This window comes from Streptomyces roseofulvus (assembly GCF_039534915.1).
Classification (GTDB): Bacteria; Actinomycetota; Actinomycetes; order Streptomycetales; family Streptomycetaceae; genus Streptomyces; species Streptomyces roseofulvus.
Window position 1 is genome coordinate 991,069 of sequence record NZ_BAAAWE010000001.1, and the last position, 14,887, is coordinate 1,005,955.

General features: G+C 75.6%; 13 protein-coding genes and 1 pseudogene. 5 read left to right on the forward strand and 9 right to left on the reverse strand.

The genetic code is table 11. The annotated features are described in order from the left end of the window. Nucleotides 1-10 precede the first annotated feature (10 nt). The gene (locus tag ABFY03_RS04550) at nucleotides 11-1,510 is read right to left on the reverse strand and encodes a hypothetical protein (RefSeq protein WP_346169239.1); all 1,500 of its coding nucleotides are present in this window, start codon (nucleotides 1,508-1,510) and stop codon (nucleotides 11-13) included. 213 nt (nucleotides 1,511-1,723) lie between these two features. Here ABFY03_RS04550 and ABFY03_RS04555 point away from each other — a divergent pair, with 213 nt between their 5' ends. Both ABFY03_RS04555 and ABFY03_RS04560 read left to right on the forward strand, forming a co-directional pair. Continuing rightward, entirely contained in the window at nucleotides 1,724-2,200 is a 477-nt protein-coding gene (locus ABFY03_RS04555; protein WP_346169240.1) for a GreA/GreB family elongation factor, read from the forward strand. Next, nucleotides 2,197-3,030, forward strand: coding sequence for a hypothetical protein (locus ABFY03_RS04560; RefSeq protein ID WP_346172200.1), 834 nt, complete (start codon nucleotides 2,197-2,199; stop codon nucleotides 3,028-3,030). Before ABFY03_RS04555 ends, ABFY03_RS04560 begins: the two co-directional genes overlap by 4 nt. A gap of 49 nt (nucleotides 3,031-3,079) precedes the next feature. On the opposite strand, the gene ABFY03_RS04565 is transcribed toward ABFY03_RS04560, so the two are convergent. Continuing rightward, complete coding sequence (locus ABFY03_RS04565; protein ID WP_319008279.1) at nucleotides 3,080-3,445, reverse strand: YybH family protein; 366 nt, start codon at nucleotides 3,443-3,445, stop codon at nucleotides 3,080-3,082. A 104-nt stretch (nucleotides 3,446-3,549) separates the two neighbouring features. On the opposite strand from ABFY03_RS04565, the gene ABFY03_RS04570 reads away from it, so the two are divergent. Beyond that, nucleotides 3,550-4,440 carry a LysR family transcriptional regulator gene (locus ABFY03_RS04570; protein WP_346169241.1) on the forward strand — a complete coding sequence of 297 codons (891 nt, stop codon included), beginning with the start codon at nucleotides 3,550-3,552 and terminating at the stop codon, nucleotides 4,438-4,440. Between the two features lie 137 nt (nucleotides 4,441-4,577). On the opposite strand, the gene ABFY03_RS04575 is transcribed toward ABFY03_RS04570, so the two are convergent. The 5 genes from ABFY03_RS04575 to ABFY03_RS04595 form a co-directional block, all read right to left on the reverse strand. Beyond that, a complete protein-coding gene (locus ABFY03_RS04575; RefSeq protein ID WP_346169242.1) occupies nucleotides 4,578-6,050 on the reverse strand; it encodes a phytoene desaturase family protein in 1,473 nt (490 codons plus the stop codon). A gap of 61 nt (nucleotides 6,051-6,111) precedes the next feature. Further along, the gene (locus ABFY03_RS04580) at nucleotides 6,112-6,744 is read right to left on the reverse strand and encodes a DUF1345 domain-containing protein (protein ID WP_346169243.1); all 633 of its coding nucleotides are present in this window, start codon (nucleotides 6,742-6,744) and stop codon (nucleotides 6,112-6,114) included. A gap of 4 nt (nucleotides 6,745-6,748) precedes the next feature. Beyond that, nucleotides 6,749-7,576 (reverse strand): family 1 encapsulin nanocompartment shell protein, encoded by an 828-nt coding sequence (locus ABFY03_RS04585; protein ID WP_319008275.1) that lies wholly within the window; start codon nucleotides 7,574-7,576, stop codon nucleotides 6,749-6,751. Further along, nucleotides 7,573-8,616 carry a Dyp-type peroxidase gene (locus ABFY03_RS04590; RefSeq protein WP_346169244.1) on the reverse strand — a complete coding sequence of 348 codons (1,044 nt, stop codon included), beginning with the start codon at nucleotides 8,614-8,616 and terminating at the stop codon, nucleotides 7,573-7,575. Before ABFY03_RS04590 ends, ABFY03_RS04585 begins: the two co-directional genes overlap by 4 nt. 81 nt (nucleotides 8,617-8,697) lie before the next feature. Beyond that, nucleotides 8,698-11,211, reverse strand: a complete 2,514-nt coding sequence (locus ABFY03_RS04595; RefSeq protein WP_319008274.1) for an ATP-dependent Clp protease ATP-binding subunit — start codon at nucleotides 11,209-11,211, stop codon at nucleotides 8,698-8,700. Nucleotides 11,212-11,311: 100 nt separating this feature from the next. Between ABFY03_RS04595 and ABFY03_RS04600 the strand changes: the two are divergent. Continuing rightward, nucleotides 11,312-11,566, forward strand: a pseudogene (locus tag ABFY03_RS04600) (GNAT family N-acetyltransferase); the annotation flags it as partial. 98 nt (nucleotides 11,567-11,664) lie between these two features. Beyond that, entirely contained in the window at nucleotides 11,665-11,952 is a 288-nt protein-coding gene (gene ppnP / locus ABFY03_RS04605; RefSeq protein WP_319008273.1) for a pyrimidine/purine nucleoside phosphorylase, read from the forward strand. Nucleotides 11,953-12,130: 178 nt separating this feature from the next. Here ppnP and ABFY03_RS04610 read toward each other — a convergent pair whose 3' ends face one another. Together ABFY03_RS04610 and modA are read right to left on the reverse strand one after the other, a co-directional pair. Next, nucleotides 12,131-14,080, reverse strand: coding sequence for an ABC transporter permease (locus ABFY03_RS04610; RefSeq protein WP_346169245.1), 1,950 nt, complete (start codon nucleotides 14,078-14,080; stop codon nucleotides 12,131-12,133). Further along, on the reverse strand, nucleotides 14,077-14,874 hold the full coding sequence (modA, locus tag ABFY03_RS04615) for a molybdate ABC transporter substrate-binding protein (RefSeq protein WP_346169246.1): 798 nt from the start codon (nucleotides 14,872-14,874) through the stop codon (nucleotides 14,077-14,079). Before modA ends, ABFY03_RS04610 begins: the two co-directional genes overlap by 4 nt. Nucleotides 14,875-14,887 lie beyond the last annotated feature (13 nt).

Sequence of the window (14,887 nt, forward strand, 5' to 3'; positions counted from 1 at the left end):
GCGTGCCGGGTCAGCGGGCGAGGGCGTGGCGAGGGTGGTCGCGACGGTCGAGCGGGCGGGGCGCGGGGCCGGTGGACCGGGGACTTCGGGTGCGCCGGGCGCGTCCGTGGTCCGGGCCGGGGCCGGGGGCGGCGGCGGGCGGGGGTTCGGGGACGGTGCCGGGGCCGGTGGCGCGCAGGCCCGCCCGGTAGAGCCCGTGCAGGACCTTCCGTTCGGCGGCGCGTTCGAGGGCGCGGCGGAGGGGCCCGTCCCGCAAGGTCGCGTCGGGGCCGAGGAGGGCCTCGACGACGGCGAGCGCGCCGGCCGTGTCGCCGTGGGCGAGCCGTTCGCGGACGCCGGTGAGGCCCTCGGGCACGCGGTGGGCCTCGTCGATCGCCCGCAGGCACGGCAGGGGCGTCCCGGAGAGGGCGACGAGCAGTTCCTCGCGGCGGAGTTCGGCCGGGTCGTGGTCGAGCGGCGTGAGGACGCCGTCGACGAGGGCGATGCGGTGCCGGCGCCCCTGGCACTCCACGAGCCGCGCGCCGGCCTCCACCGGCCCCCGGCCCGTGGCGAGGGCGCTCCGGTGGGCGGGGACCAGCGCCTCGGCGACGAGCGGGTGCAGGTCGTCGGCGGTGACCAGGCCGGCCCGGAGCAGCGCCAGGTCGGGCGGGGTCCAGGTCGCCGCGTCGGGAAGCACGGCCGGCCGTCGGTCCGCCCGGTCCCCGCGCGCGGACCCGCGGCGGCCCGTCGGCGCGGGCTCGGCCCGGACTCCCCCGTCCGGCTCCGGCGTGAGGAGCAGCCGGTGCCGGGCCGTGAGGCGTACGAGGACGGGGCCGGCGGCCGGTCCGTCGGCGGCGAGCAGCAGCCGGGCCTCGTCCGCCCAGCGGTCCACGGCCCAGCCGGGACCGGGCGGTTCGTCGGGCGCGGCCGGGACGGCCGGCCTCCGGTCGGCGCCGGATCGCGTGCGGAGTTCCGCGGCGCGGGTGGCGTCCCACAGGTGCCGGTGGAGGTCCAGCCGGAAGCGGGGGCTCGGGTGCGGGTGGGGGTGGGCGGTGGCGGGGGCGTACGCGCTCCGCCGGCGCGGGGGCGTCCCGGCGGGCGGGCCGTCCCAGAGGGCGAGCGAGATGCGCTGTCCGGCGTCCGCCCAGGCGGGCGCGGTGCGGGCCACCAGGTGGACCGGTCGCGCCTGTCGGCCCCGGGGGCCCTCGTGGGCGGCGTAGACGGCCAGGGTGACGGTGAGTCCGGGGCGGAGCAGGCCGTCGGGGGCGGTTCTCGGCAGGTGCCAGCGGAGCAGGTCGGGGGCGAGCCGTCGGAGGTCCGCACGCACGCGTGCGGCGAGTTCGGTGCCGTGGGTCCGGGCCAGGGTCCGGGGGGTCAGGTCGAGGTCCACCCGCGCGGCGGCGCAGGCTCCGGCCCAGTCGCCGGCCAGGCGGCGGGCGGTGGCGGTCTCGATCATGGTGGGCGGTACGGCGTAGGCACGCACGCGCCGCCAGAGGGAGAGGCGGGTGTCCTCCCGCGCGGGCGTCCCCATCAGGACGCACCGTGCGTGGTGAGGACCCCCCATCGGTGTGAGGAGTGAGTGATCATCGCGTGCACGCTAACGCCCCCGCTTCCGGTGGCGCCAGGGGTTTTCCGCCTCCTCCGGCGACCGGGAAGCGGTTTCGTGCGATTTGACGGGATTTCACAGGGATGTCGGAATGGAAGCGTCGTTCTTCGTCCCCGCCACCGCACGACGGGAGCCGTCATGACCGCTGGACCCGAGCCCATGAGCGAGGGCGCCCGCTCGGCGCTGAACCGCGAGCTGGCCGCGCTGCGCACCGAGCGCGCGAACGTCGCCGCGACACTCGGCGACGCCGACGAGCCGGGCGACCGGGCCGACCAGGCCGACGAGTTGAACCGCGCCACGGAGGCGGAGCGGCTGGACGCGCGGATCGAGGAGATCGAGGGCCGGCTGCGGGAGGCGTCGGCGGCCGGGCCGCCGTCCACCGGGACGGTCGGCGTGGGCAGCACGGTGCGCGTGCGGTTCGGCGACGGCAGCGAGTCGACCGTGCGCATCGGCGAGCTGGCGGACGCGGACGACCCGGACCTGGTCACGGCGGCGAGCCCGCTCGGCCGGGCGCTGCTCGGGCACGCCGCCGGGGACAGCGTGGCGTACGCGACGCCGCTGGGCCGGACCACCGCGGTCATCCTCTCGGTGGGGTCGCCGGGCGGCGGCTCCTGACCGGCGCCGCCGACACCGCCTCCGACCGGGACCTGGAGGAGGAGCGCCGGACCGACCGGAAGGGCGGCCCGGGGCACACCGTGCTCCTGGCGCTGGCGCTCGCCGTGCCGGTGGCCAAGGTCGCCTACACGGTGGGCGGCGGGAACGCGGTGCGGGACGTGTTCATGGGCATGGAGCCGGCGAACTGGCCGGACGTGCTGCTCGGCATGGTGATCACGGACCCGCTGCTCGGCTCGGTCCTCGCCGTGGTGATCTCCCGGGTCGTCTTCGCCGTCTTCGCGGGGCGCGGCGTCGTCCCCTCCGGCAGGGGGAGGGCGGCCAGGCTGCGCCGGACCGGGATCACCGTCCTGAACCCGCTCGCGGCCGGCGTCATCGACGCCTGCCTCTTCGGGCCGTGGTGGGGGCTCGGGACCGCGCTCGCGGCGTACGCGCTCCGCAAGGGCGTGGTCGTGGAGTACCGGACGGGGCGGCGGCGTCCGCACCACGCGCACGGGGACCGCTCGCACGGCGCCTCGCACGACCCGGCGTACCGCCCGCCGGCGTGGCTGCGCCGGGCCGCGGCGGCGGAACAGGTCGTGGCCCTGCTCCTCACGGCCGTGGCGCTGCCCGTGCTGACCTTCGTGTCGGCGCTCGACGGGCAGGCGTGGACCTCGATCGTGGCCTGCCGGGTCACCGACGGCACCCGTGTCTCGGAGGCGCGGCTGATCGAGCTGAGCCGCAAGGGCGACGGCGTGGTCGGCTGGAACCTCGACGCGGAGGAGGTCTCCAACGGCGTGGCCTGTACCAGTACAGAGAGCCGTTACGTACGGGAGCCCTGGTGGCGGTCCTGAACCACGCGTGTGTGGGGGGGCGGTGCCGGCTCCCCCGCACACGCGCGGCTCAGCGCGCCGGCGGGACGAACTCCGGCTGGTCGAGGACCCGCAGCCAGCTGCCGTCGGGCTGACGGCGGACGACCTGCGCCCTGGCTCCGGTGCCGTCCTTCGGCGGCGTCGAGGTGAGGGCGATGTCGCCGTTCACCAGGGTGGGCAGCGGCTCCTCCGGCTCGAAGCGGGGGCGGTGGGCCAGCACCTTCTCCCACAGGACGCGGATCGCCTCCCGGCCCACCGTCACATGGCCGGGCGGGTAGGCCAGCACGGCGTCCTCGGCGTACAGCGCGGCGACGCCGGCCGCGTCGCCCGCGTTGGACCGCTCGACGAACAGACGGGTGAGGTCCTCGGGGCGCATGGCCTTCTCGTACTCCGGCATCGGTTCCTCCTCGGGACGGCTTCGGTGGTGCGGTGCCTCCAGGCTCGCCCCCCGGTGATCAGAAGTCCAACAGATGGTTCTGCTGGCCACTAGAATCTCCGGTTATGGATCTGAGGCAGCTGGAGTACTTCGTCGCCGTCGCCGAGGAGCGGAACTTCACCCGGGCCGCCGAGCGGGTGCACATCAGCCAGTCCGGCGTGAGCGCGCAGATCCGACGGCTCGAACACGAGCTCGGCGCCGAGCTGTTCGACCGGTCGGCCCGGACGGTCACCCTCACCGTCGCCGGAGAGGCCGCCCTCGCGCACGCGCGCGCGGCGCTCGCGTCGGCCGAGGCGGTCGGGCGGGCGGTGGACGAGGTGACGGGTCTGGTGCGCGGCCGGCTGACCCTCGGGATGGTCGTCGGCTGCACGGTCACCCCACTCTTCGACGCGCTCGCCGCCTTCCGCACGGCCCATCCCGGCGTGGACGTCCGGCTCCGGGAGGACAACTCCGACCGGCTCGTCGAGGGCGTCCGGAACGGCACCGTCGACCTGGCGCTCATCGGCGCCGCCACCGCGACCCCCGACGGCCTCGACGCGCTGACCCTGATCCGCGAGCGGCTCGTCGCGGCCGTCCCGCCCGCGCACCCCCTGGCCGACCGGGACCGCCTCACCCTCCGCGAACTGACGGCCCACCCGCTCCTCTGCATGCCGCGCGGCACCGGCCTGCGGGCGGTGCTCGACCAGGCGTGCGCGGACCAGGACCTCCGTCCGGCGATCCCCCTGGAGGCCGGCGCCGCCGACGCCCTCGCCGACCTCGCCGCGCGGGGCCTCGGCGTCGCCGTCCTGAGCGCGTCCATGGCCGCCGCCCACGCCGACCGCCTCGCCGTCCTCCCCCTCGACGACGTGGACGTCCCGGCCCTCCTCGCCCTCGTCTGGAGACCCGCGCGCCACCCGGCCGTCCACGCCTTCCTCACGCACGCGCGCCGGTCCTTCGGCGTACCCGGCGCGCCCTGACGCAACCCGCCGAAACGATGGCCCGGGCGTCGCGCGCCCGACGGGCTGGCAGGCCGTCCGGGAGCGCGTACGCGGGTGGCTGGAGGTCGATGCGGGGCGTGCCGCGTGGGTCGTCGGGCCGGGGACGGGGTGACGTCCTAGCGCCAGGGCGGTCGGATGCCCAGGTGGCGGAGGGCCGCCACGGCGGCGCCCGCGCCGGACATGCCGTGGGCGCCGGGGCCCGGCGGGGTGGCGGCCGAGCAGAGATAGACGCCGGGGAGGCCGGTGGCGTACGGGTCGAGGGCGGGGCGCGCGCCGAGGACGAGCTGGGGGACGGTCTTGGCGCCGGTGAGGATGTCGCCGCCGGCGAAGTTCGGGTTGGCGGCGGCGAAGTCGGCGGGGCGGGTGACCCGCATGCCGACGATCCGGTCGCGGACGCCCGGGGCGAACTGTTCGAGGCGGGCCAGGATCACGTCGGTCGCGTCCCCGTCGTACCCGTGCGGCACGTGCGCGTACGTCCAGACCGGGTGGACGTCCCCCACCGAGCGGGAGGGGTCGGCGAGGTACTGCTGGCCCACCAGGACGAACGGCTGCTCCGGCATCCGGCCGTCCGTCACGTCCCGCTCGGCGCGGACCACCTCGGCGAGCGGTCCGCCCAGGTGGACGGTGCCGGCGCGGCGGGCCGGCTCCGCGCGCCAGGGCACGCCGCCCTCGACGGCGAGGTCCACCTTGAAGGCGCCGGGGCCGCGCCGGAAGCGGCGGTACGCGGCGGCCGTCCGGGGCGGCAGCAGGTCGCCGTAGACGCCGGCGACCTGCGCCGGGTCGAGGTCCAGCAGGGTGAGGTCGGCGGGCGGCAGCTGCGCGCGGTCGGTGATCCGGACGCCGGTCTCGATCCGGCCGCCGTGGGCGCGGAGCGCGGCCGCCAGGGCGTCGGTGATGGCCCGGGAGCCGCCCTCGGCGACGGCCCAGCCTGCGGCGTGCCCCGCGGTGAGGATGCCGAGCCCGATGGCGGAGCTGAACGGTTCGGTCAGCGGGCGGTACGCGTGGGCCGCGACGCCCGCCCACAGCGCGCGGGCGCCGGGGGTGCGGAAGAGCCGGGCCAGGGCCGCGGCGGGCAGCACGGTGGGCAGGCCGAAGCGGGCGAGCAGCAGAGGGTGGTCGGGGACGCGCAGCAGCGGGCCCATGACGTCCCCGGCGAGCGCCTCCCAGCGGCGTACGGAGGGGGCGAGCAGGGCCCGATAGCGGCCGGCGTCGGCGCCGAGGCCCTCGGCGGTCTCGTTGACCGAGCGGTGCAGGACGGCGGCGGTGCCGTCGTCGAGGGGGTGGGCGCAGTCGATCTCCGGGAGCCGCCAGCGCAGTCCGTACCGGTCCAGGCGGAGGTGACGGAGGGCGGGCGAGGCGACGGCGAGGGGGTGGACGGCCGAGCAGTGGTCGTGGAGCAGCCCGGGCAGGATCGCCTCGTCCGTGCGGGTGCCGCCGCCGATCCGGTCGGCGGCCTCCAGGACGGTGACCTCGACGCCGGCCTCGGCGAGCAGGGCGGCGGCCGCGAGCCCGTTGGGGCCCGCGCCGACGACGACGGCGGTCGGGGTGGTCCCGGCGGGGCGGGCGGGGCGCGGGCGCGTGCTGCTCATGGGGCGAGTCTGCCGGGGCGGGCGCCGCGCCCGCGCACCGGGGCCCGCGACGGCGCGCCGGTCAGCCGGTGACGATGCCGGCCACCAGGTTGATCGCGGTGGCGAGGATGCTGGCGCCGAACACGTACGAGAGGAGGCAGTGGCGGAGGACGACGGCCCTGATCCCGGTGTCGGAGACGTTGGTGTCGGAGACCTGGTAGGTCATGCCGAGGTTGTAGGAGAAGTACAGGAAGTCGGTGTACCGGGGGCGGTCGCCGGAGTTGAAGTCGATGCCGCCCTCGGGCGGGCGGTAGTACAGGTACGCGTACCGGGTCGCGTACATGAGGTGGAGCGCCGCCCAGGCCATGAAGACGCCCCACAGGGCGGTCGCGGCGGCGGCGCGGCTGTAGCCGGAGTCGACGAGGAGCAGGGCGACGATGGCGACGAGTCCGCACAGGGCGGCCGTGACGACGGCCAGTTCCTCGACGACCGGCCGGAACTCCTCGCGCCGCAGGTTGCGGTGGGTGGTGGGCGCGTCCATCGGCCCCAGCACGATCCAGCCGGTGACGACGAAGACGGTCTCGGCGACGGCGATGCCGGAGAGGACGCCGAGGGCCGTGTCGGCGAGGGCGCCGGCGACGGCCCCGGCGGCGGCGCCGAGCAGGGCGGCGCCGGCGAGCCGGGGGACCGCGTACCGCCAGGACCAGGTGGCCATGGCGTCATGCCTCCAGGACGACCACGGCCTCGTCGGTGTACGCGAAGAACGTCAGGGTCTCGTGGAGGTACAGCTCGACGGTGTCGGCGTCGTGCCGGGTGTAGCCGATGGCCACGTCCTGGCCGAGGTGCAGCGCGAAGTCGCCGCCGCGGGTGGAGAGGACGAAGCCGCCCCGGACGGCGGGGGCCCAGATCGGGGGGCCGTCGAGCATGCGGCCGAGGTGGGCGGCGATCGGATAGCCGTGGTCGGAGGTCTCGCTGACGGCCCGGTACTCGTCCGCGCCGAGGAGGAGCGCGTACGGGCCGTCCACGCCGGCCAGCCGCAGGGCGGTCAGGGCGCGGCTGACGGCGTCGGGGTAGTCGCGGGGTTCGGCGGGGAGCGCGACGGACGGGTTGGAGGAGGCGGCGCGCAGGCCGCGGACGCCGGCGGCGTCGTAGCCGTCGAAGACGGTGCGGTCCTCGGCGAGGGCGAGGGTGCGGGCGGCGTCCTTGACGGGCTGCCAGTCGGAGTCCCTGGCGCCGCGTTCGACGTCGTCGACGGCGGAGCGGTCGACGGTGAAGGGGACGCGGAGCTCGACCAGCGGGCGGGCCTCGCGGAGCCGGGCGCGGACGCCGTGGACGGGTGCCTCGAGGTCGGTGAGGTGGCCGGTGCCGACGGCGGCGAGTCCGGCGCCGCCGGGGTCGGGCATGTCCACGACGCGGCGGCCGGCGACGGTGCGGCGGAAGGTGCGGCGGGCCTCCTCCTCGATCTCGGCCCAGGCGGCGGGGGTGACGGGGGCGAGTTCGCGGTGCAGGTTGCCGGTGGTGGGGGGCGTGCCGGGGAGGCTGGTCATGACGCCGGTGCTCCTTTCAGGCTGCCGATGCCCAGGGAGATCGCGGGGCGGACGGCGTCGGCGGGGAGGAGGGCTTCGGGGGGTGCCGGTTCGGCCAGGGGTTCCTCGGCGGGGCCCGGGGCGGGGAGGTCGTCGAGCAGGTCGGCGCTCGGCGCGAAGAAGAGGCCGCCGGTGACGGCGGTGGAGAAGTCGAGGATGCGGTCGGTGTTGCCCGGCGGGTCGCCGAGGAACATGTTGCGGAGCATCCGCTCGGTGACGGCGGGGGTGCGGGCGTAGCCGATGAAGTAGGTGCCGAACTCGGCGGTGCCGAGGCGTCCGAAGGGCATGTTCTGGCGGACGATCCGCAACTCCTCGCCGTCCGCGTCCTCGACGGTGGTGAGGGCGACGTGCGAGTCGGACGGCTGGACGCCGTCGGGGAGTTCGACGTTGTCGGCCTTGGAGCGGCCGATGACGCGCTCCTGCTCCTCGGTGGGGAGGGCGTTCCAGGCGGTCATGTCGTGCAGGTACTTCTGCGCGACGACGTAGCTGCCCCCGCGGAAGTCGGGGTCCTCGTCGGCGACGAGGACGGCCGCGGGGGCGGCCGGGCCGACGGGGTTCTCGCTGCCGTCGACGAAGCCGAGGAGGTCGCGGTCGTCGAAGTAGGTGAAGCCGTGCGTCTCGTCGACGACGGTGACGGCGTCCCCGAAGCGGTCCAGGACGACCCGGGCCAGTTCGAAGCAGAGGTCGGGGCGCCGGGCCCGCAGGTGGAGCAGCAGGTCGCCGGGGGTGGCAGGGGCCAGGTGCCGGGGCCCCTGGAGGGGGGTGAAGGGGTGCAGTTCGCGGGGGCGCGGGCCGCCGACGAGCCGGTCCCAGGCGTCGGAGGCGAGACCGGCGACACAGGCGAGGGCCTCGTCACGGGCGCGGAAGGCGACGGACCGGGTCAGTCCGGAGAGGTCCCGGAGGCCTTCGCGTACGTCGGTCTCCCGGCCGGGCGCGACGGTGAGGATGAGGAAGAGGGCGGCCTTGGCGGGCGGGCCGAGGACGGGCTGGGGGAAGGCCATGCGACTCCCGTCGAGAGTGGTGCGGATCACGGCGGCGCGCCGGGAGCGGGGCCGGGCCTCCGCCCCCGGCGCGGCGGTGTCCTACGCGGCGGGTTCCGCGGCCCCGGGGGCCGCCTTGCGGACGGTGCAGTGGAGGGAGTCGTCGACGACGTCGGCGACGATCGTGTCGCCGGGGTCCGCCTCGCCGCTCAGGAGGAGGGAGGCGACGCGGTTGTCGAGCTCCGTCTGGATGGTGCGGCGCAGCGGGCGGGCGCCGAACTCCGGCTGGTGGCCGTGGGCGACGAGCAGCTTGGTCGCCGCCTCGGTGACCTCCAGGGTCATCCCCTGGGCGTGGACGCGGTGCTTGCTGCGGTCGAGGAGGTGCCCGACGATCTCGGTGAGGTCCTTCTCGGTGAGGCTGTGAAAGACGATGATGTCGTCGATGCGGTTGAGGAACTCGGGCAGGAACCGGCCGCGCAGGTCCTCCATCAGCTCGTCCTTCAGCTCGGCCGCGTCGCCCTGGTGGGCGAGGATCCGGTGGGCGCCGATGTTGGACGTCATGATGACCACGCAGTGGCGGAAGTCGACGGTGCGGCCCTGGCCGTCCGTCAGGCGCCCGTCGTCGAGGACCTGGAGCAGGGTGCTGAAGACGTCCTGGTGGGCCTTCTCGACCTCGTCGAAGAGGACCACGCTGTACGGCTGGCGGCGGACCTTCTCGGTGAGCTGGCCGGCCTCCTCGTAACCGACGTATCCGGGCGGGGCGCCGACGAGGCGGGCGACGGTGTGCTTCTCCTGAAACTCGCTCATGTCGAAGCGGATCATCCGGTCCTCGTCCCCGAAGAGCAGTTCGGCGAGGGTCTTGGCGAGCTCCGTCTTGCCGACGCCGGTGGGGCCGAGGAAGAGGAAGGAGCCGACGGGCCGGTCCGGGTCGCCCATGCCGGCGCGGTTGCGGCGGACGGCCTCGGAGACGGCGGTGACGGCCTCGTCCTGGCCGACGATCCGGGCGTGCATCTCCTCCTCCAGCTTGAGCAGGCGCTCCTTCTCGCTGGTGGTGAGCTGGGCGACGGGGATGCCGGTGCGGCGGGAGACGATGTCGGCGATGTCGGCGGCGGTGACGGAGACGACGCCCTCGCGGCGCTCCTCGACGCCGGCCAGCTCGCCCTCGACCTCGGCGATCTCGTCCTTGAGCCGCTTGGCCTTCTCGAAGTCCTCGGCGGTGACCGCCTGGTCCTTCTCGCGGCGCAGCTTGGCGAGCCGGTCCTCGCGGCTGATCACCTCGGTGGAGCGGCCCGCGCTGCGCAGCCGGACCCGGGCGCCGGCCTGGTCCATGAGGTCGATGGCCTTGTCGGGGAGGAAGCGGTCGCTGATGTAGCGGTCGGAGAGTTCGGCGGCCGCGGCGAGGGCGCCGTCGGCGAACCGGACCTGGTGGTGGGCCTCGTACGCGTCCCGGAGCCCTTCGAGGATCTGGACGGTCTCCTCGACGGTCGGCTCGGGGATGAGGACGGGCTGGAAGCGGCGTTCGAGGGCGGCGTCCTTCTCGATGTAACGGCGGTACTCGTCGATGGTCGTCGCGCCGACGACGTGCAGCTCGCCGCGGGCGAGGGCGGGCTTCAGCATGTTGCCGGCGTCCATGGAGCCCTCGCCGGTGGCGCCCGCGCCGACGACGGTGTGCAGCTCGTCGATGAAGAGGACGATCTCCCCCTCGGACTTCTGCACGTCCTCGATGACCTTCTTGAGGCGTTCCTCGAACTGGCCGCGGTACTGGGCCCCGGCGACCATGCCGGAGAGGTCGAGGGAGACGACCCGCTTGTCCTTGAGGGTGTCGGGGACCTCCCCGGCGACGATCCGCTGGGCGAGGCCCTCGGCGATGGCGGTCTTGCCGACGCCGGGCTCGCCGATGAGGACGGGGTTGTTCTTGGAGCGGCGGGAGAGGATCTCGATGGTCTGCTCGATCTCCTCGGCGCGGCCGACGACCGGGTCGAGCTTCCCCGCCCTCGCCTCCTCGGTGAGGTCGCGGCCGAACTCGTCGAGGGTGGTGGCGGGCTGCCTGGGCGCGGTGGGCGCCGTGGCGTCGCCGCCGCGCGCGGCCTGGTCGGTCACGCCGCGCAGCCTGGAGACGTCGAGGTCCTCGGCGCGCAGGGAGCGGGAGGCGCCGGAGTCGGCGTCGCCGAGGAGGGCGCTGAGGATGTGCTCGGGCCCGATGTACGAGACGCCGGCGGCCTGCGAGGTGGCGTGGGCGAGCGCGAGGGTCCGCTTGGCGGCGGGGGTGAGGCCCGGCTCGGCGGAGGGCTCGGCGGCCTCGTGGGGCAGCACCTTGGCGATCCTGTCGGCGAGCGCGTCCGGGTCGACGCCGGAGCGGGCGAGCAGCCGGCGGGTGGGCTCGACCTGGGTGGCGGCCCACAGCAGGTGCTCGGTGTCGAGGTCGGTGGTGCCGTCCTCGACGGCCTTGCGCGTGGCCGTGTTGAGGAGTTCGTGGGAGGACTCGGTGAGGAGCCGGCCGATGGGGACCCGCTGGACGGCCGGTGGCGACGACGCCGGCGACATTCCGAAGAATCGGTTCAGCAGATCGCCGAAGGGGTCGGAGGGGCCGAACGAGGAACCGAACGCCATCGACATGATGAGTGCTCCCGGAGGGCGTGGGGGGTCACCAGGGGGTCACCCACACTGAAACCCGGCCGCCAGGGCTCCGCAAACGGAGGGGGCGGGCCGGCCGGGCCCGGGGCGGACGGGCCGAGGGCTGGGCGGTTCCCTGATGGAGGCGCTGGTGGACGCCTGCTCGGCGGCGGGCGTCCACCGGATGATCGCCGTCATCGCGGACTCGGACACGGCCGCGTCGCTCGCCCTCCACCGGCGTCTCGGCTTCACGGAGGCGGGCCGGCTGACGGCCGTGGGCCACGAGCACGGGCGCTGGCTGGACACGGTCCTCCTGCAGCGGACCCTGCGGGCGGCGGGTGGGGAGTCCGCCCTGTGAGAGGGCCGTCCGCCGGGCGGGCGGCGCGGCTAGGGTGACCCCGCCCGCCGCCGGCAGCCGAGCGGCCGGGCGCCTCCCGCCTTTCGACCTTCCCGAGGATGCCCATGTTCACGGTCAACGAGTACTTCGACGGCACCGTCAAGTCCATCGCGTTCACCCAGGAGGGGGGCCGGGCCACCATCGGCGTCATGGCCCCCGGCTCCTACGAGTTCGGCACCGCCGCCCCCGAGACCATGCACGTGGTCAGCGGCGCCCTGACGGTCCTGCTGCCGGGCGCCGACGACTGGCGGACCTTCGCCGCCGGGGAGCGCTTCGAGGTGCCCGGTGACAGCGCCTTCCGGCTCACGGTCGAGGTGGACACGGCGTACCTCTGCGAGTACCGCTGACCCGAGTGTCTCCGGCCTAGGTCGTTTCTTTCGGATCAGGCCGGATCAGGGAGCGGCGTCTGGTGCGTGCGCTCGCAAGGCGGAGGAGGGAGACAACGCGGAGCGTTGGCGACCGACGACAACGCCGCGAGGGTGCGTGCCAGGCGTCGCGAGCCCGGCATGATCCGAAAGAGACGGCCTAGAGCGGGACGACCGTCGTCTCGGTCGCCTTCACGCTCGTCCACACGGGCACGCCGTCGGCCAGGCCGAGTTCCGCGGCGGCCTGCGGCGTGATCTCGGCGACCAGGTCCGGCGTCCGGCCGGAGCCGATGAGGACGCGGAGCCGGCTGCCGCTGCTGGTGATCTCGCGAACGGTTCCGGACCAGACGTTACGGGGGCTGCCCGCGGGCTTCTCGCGGTGGACCGAGACCGCCTCGGGCGCCACGACCGCCAGCGCGCGCGTGCCCGGCGGCGGGGGGTCGGCCGCGACCAGGACGCCCCCGGCGTCGAGCGCCAGACCCTCGCCGGTGGCCGTGCCCGGCCAGGCGTTGCGGCCCAGCATGCGGGCCACCCACGGCGAGCGGGGATGGCGGGTGACCTCGGCCGGAGCGGCGTCCTGCAGGGCCCGCCCCTCGTCGAGGACGAGCACCCGGTCCGCGAGCGAGACCGCCTCCACGGGGTCGTGCGTGACCATCAGGCACACGCCGCCGAACCCGGCCAGGTGGGTGCGGAGCGTGTGCCGCACCTGGGCCCGGGTCGTCTGGTCGAGGGCGGCGAGCGGTTCGTCGAGGACGAGGAGCCGGGGGCGGGCCGCCAGCGCGCGGGCCAGGGCCACCCGCCCGGCCTGGCCGCCGGACAGCTGGGGCGGCCTGCGGTGGGCCAGGTGGCCCACGCCGAGGCGGTCGAGCCAGCCCTGCGCCTCCCGCCGCGCCTCGGCCCGGGCGACGCCCTGCGCGCGCAGTCCGTACGCGGTGTTGGCGAGGGCCGTCATGTGGGGGAAGAGGGCGCCGTCCTGCGGGACCCAGGCGACCCGCCGCCGGTGCGGGGGCAGGGCGGTGACGTCCTCGTCGCCGAGCCGGAGGACCGCGTGGGCCCGGGGGGTCAGCCCGAGGAGGGCCCGCAGCAGGGTCGTCTTGCCGGCGCCGTTCGGTCCGACGACGGCGATGGTGGTGCCGGGGCCGGCGTCCAGGGTGAGCCGGGTGAAGCCGGTGACCTCGGCGTGCAGCCCCGAGCGTTCCTCGGAGGAGACCGGCGGGCCCGCCGGGGCCGGAGGCTCCCCACCGGGCTCCGCCCCCGGCTCCGCACCGGGTCCGGCGCCCCCGCTCGCGCGGACGCGGCGGTCTGCCGGGGTGCCCGTCCACCGTCCGCGCAGGGCGATCAGCACGCCCATCGCGATGGCCAGCAGGAGCAGGGAGACCGAGGTCGCGGCCTCCGGCTCGTCCTGGAGCAGCAGATAGACCTGGAGCGGCAGGGTCTGGGTGGTGCCCGGCAGGTTGCCGGCGAAGGTGATGGTGGCGCCGAACTCGCCGAGCGCCCGCGCCCAGGTCAGCGCCGCGCCCGCCAGGACGCCCGGCGCGACCATGGGCAGGGTCACGGTGAAGAAGACCTTGACCGGCGAGGCGCCGAGGGAGGCCGCCGTCTCCTCGTACCGGGGCCGCAGTCCGCCGAGCGCGCCCTCCAGGCTGATGACGAGGAAGGGCATGGCGACGAAGGTCGCCGCGAGCACCGCCCCCGAGGTGTGGAAGGGGAGCGTGACGCCGAAGGTGTCCCGCAGCCAGGGGCCGAGGAGACCGCGCCGGCCGAAGGCGAGGAGCAGCGCCACTCCGCCGACGGTCGGCGGCAGCACCATCGGCAGCAGGACCAGCGAGCGGACGAACGCCTTGCCGGGGAAGGGCACGCGGGCCAGCAGCCAGGCCAGCGGGACGCCGAGCAGCAGCGAGAGGCCGAGCGCCCAGAAGGAGACGAGCAGCGAGAGCCTGAGCGCCTCGACGGTGCCGGGCGCGCTCAGGTGGTCCGCGAGCTCGCCCCACTCGGTGCGGACGAGGATGCCGAGCAGCGGCAGGGCCAGGAAGGCCACGGCCGCGAGCGCCGGCAGCGCCAGGGTGAGCGGGGGCCTGGCGCCGGAGGTGCGTACGCGCGCGCGGGTCATGGCTTCTGGAAGCCCGCGTCCTGGAGGATCTTCTGGCCTTTCGGAGCGGACAGCCAGGCGACGAACGCGGCGGCGGCCTCGGCGTGCTCCGAGTCCTTCAGCGTGGCGGCCGGGTACTCGGCGACGGCGTTCTGGGCGTCGGGGATCTCCACGGCGTCGACCTTGTCCTTCGCGCTCTCGGCGTCGGTCCGGTAGACGAGACCGGCGTCGGCCTCGCCGAGTTCGACCTTGCTGAGCACGGAGCGCACGTTGGGCTCCTGGGAGACAGGGTTCACCGTGAGGTGCTGCCGGTCGAGGATCTGGCGGCTGTACTTGCCTGCCGGGACCTCCGGCGCGGCGAGGACGACCTTCAGCCCGGGATCGGCGAGGTCCGCCAGGGCGTCGACCTTGAAGGGGTTGCCCTCGGCGGTGGCGATGACGAGCCGGTTCCTGGCGATGATCGCCGGGGTGCCCGTGTCGGCCTTCACCTTGTCCATGCTCTTGGTGTCGGCGGTGACGAGGACGTCGGCGGGCGCGCCCTGCGACACCTGGGCGACCAGTTCCTGCGAACCGGCGAACGAGAAGGTGATCCTCGTCCCCGGGTGGGACTTCTCGTACGCGGCTCCCGCGGTCTCGAAGACGTCGGTCAGGGACGCGGCGGCGAGGACCGTGAGTCCGGCGCCCTCGGCGCCGGCGTCGTTCGCCGTGTCGTCGCCGGTGCCGCAGGCCGCGAGCGGCACGAGCAGGGCGGCGGTGAGCACGGCGGCGGCGGTGCGGCGCGCGGCGGCGGTGCGGGTGGCTGGGGTGAGGGACATGGGCGTCGGGGCT

Excerpts from the sequence above, each read along its gene's own strand:
- ABFY03_RS04550 (WP_346169239.1), bottom strand. The coding sequence starts at position 1,510 with ATGGGGACGCCCGCGCGGGAGGACACCCGCCTCTCCCTCTGGCGGCGC.
- ABFY03_RS04570 (WP_346169241.1), top strand. The coding sequence starts at position 3,550 with ATGGATCTGAGGCAGCTGGAGTACTTCGTCGCCGTCGCCGAGGAGCGG.
- ABFY03_RS04555 (WP_346169240.1), top strand. The coding sequence starts at position 1,724 with ATGACCGCTGGACCCGAGCCCATGAGCGAGGGCGCCCGCTCGGCGCTG.
- ABFY03_RS04565 (WP_319008279.1), bottom strand. The coding sequence starts at position 3,445 with ATGCCGGAGTACGAGAAGGCCATGCGCCCCGAGGACCTCACCCGTCTG.
- ABFY03_RS04590 (WP_346169244.1), bottom strand. The coding sequence starts at position 8,616 with ATGGCCTTCCCCCAGCCCGTCCTCGGCCCGCCCGCCAAGGCCGCCCTC.
- modA (WP_346169246.1), bottom strand. The coding sequence starts at position 14,874 with ATGTCCCTCACCCCAGCCACCCGCACCGCCGCCGCGCGCCGCACCGCC.
- ppnP (WP_319008273.1), top strand. The coding sequence starts at position 11,665 with ATGCCCATGTTCACGGTCAACGAGTACTTCGACGGCACCGTCAAGTCC.
- ABFY03_RS04595 (WP_319008274.1), bottom strand. The coding sequence starts at position 11,211 with ATGTCGATGGCGTTCGGTTCCTCGTTCGGCCCCTCCGACCCCTTCGGC.
- ABFY03_RS04585 (WP_319008275.1), bottom strand. The coding sequence starts at position 7,576 with ATGACCAGCCTCCCCGGCACGCCCCCCACCACCGGCAACCTGCACCGC.
- ABFY03_RS04575 (WP_346169242.1), bottom strand. The coding sequence starts at position 6,050 with ATGAGCAGCACGCGCCCGCGCCCCGCCCGCCCCGCCGGGACCACCCCG.
- ABFY03_RS04610 (WP_346169245.1), bottom strand. The coding sequence starts at position 14,080 with ATGACCCGCGCGCGCGTACGCACCTCCGGCGCCAGGCCCCCGCTCACC.
- ABFY03_RS04580 (WP_346169243.1), bottom strand. The coding sequence starts at position 6,744 with ATGGCCACCTGGTCCTGGCGGTACGCGGTCCCCCGGCTCGCCGGCGCC.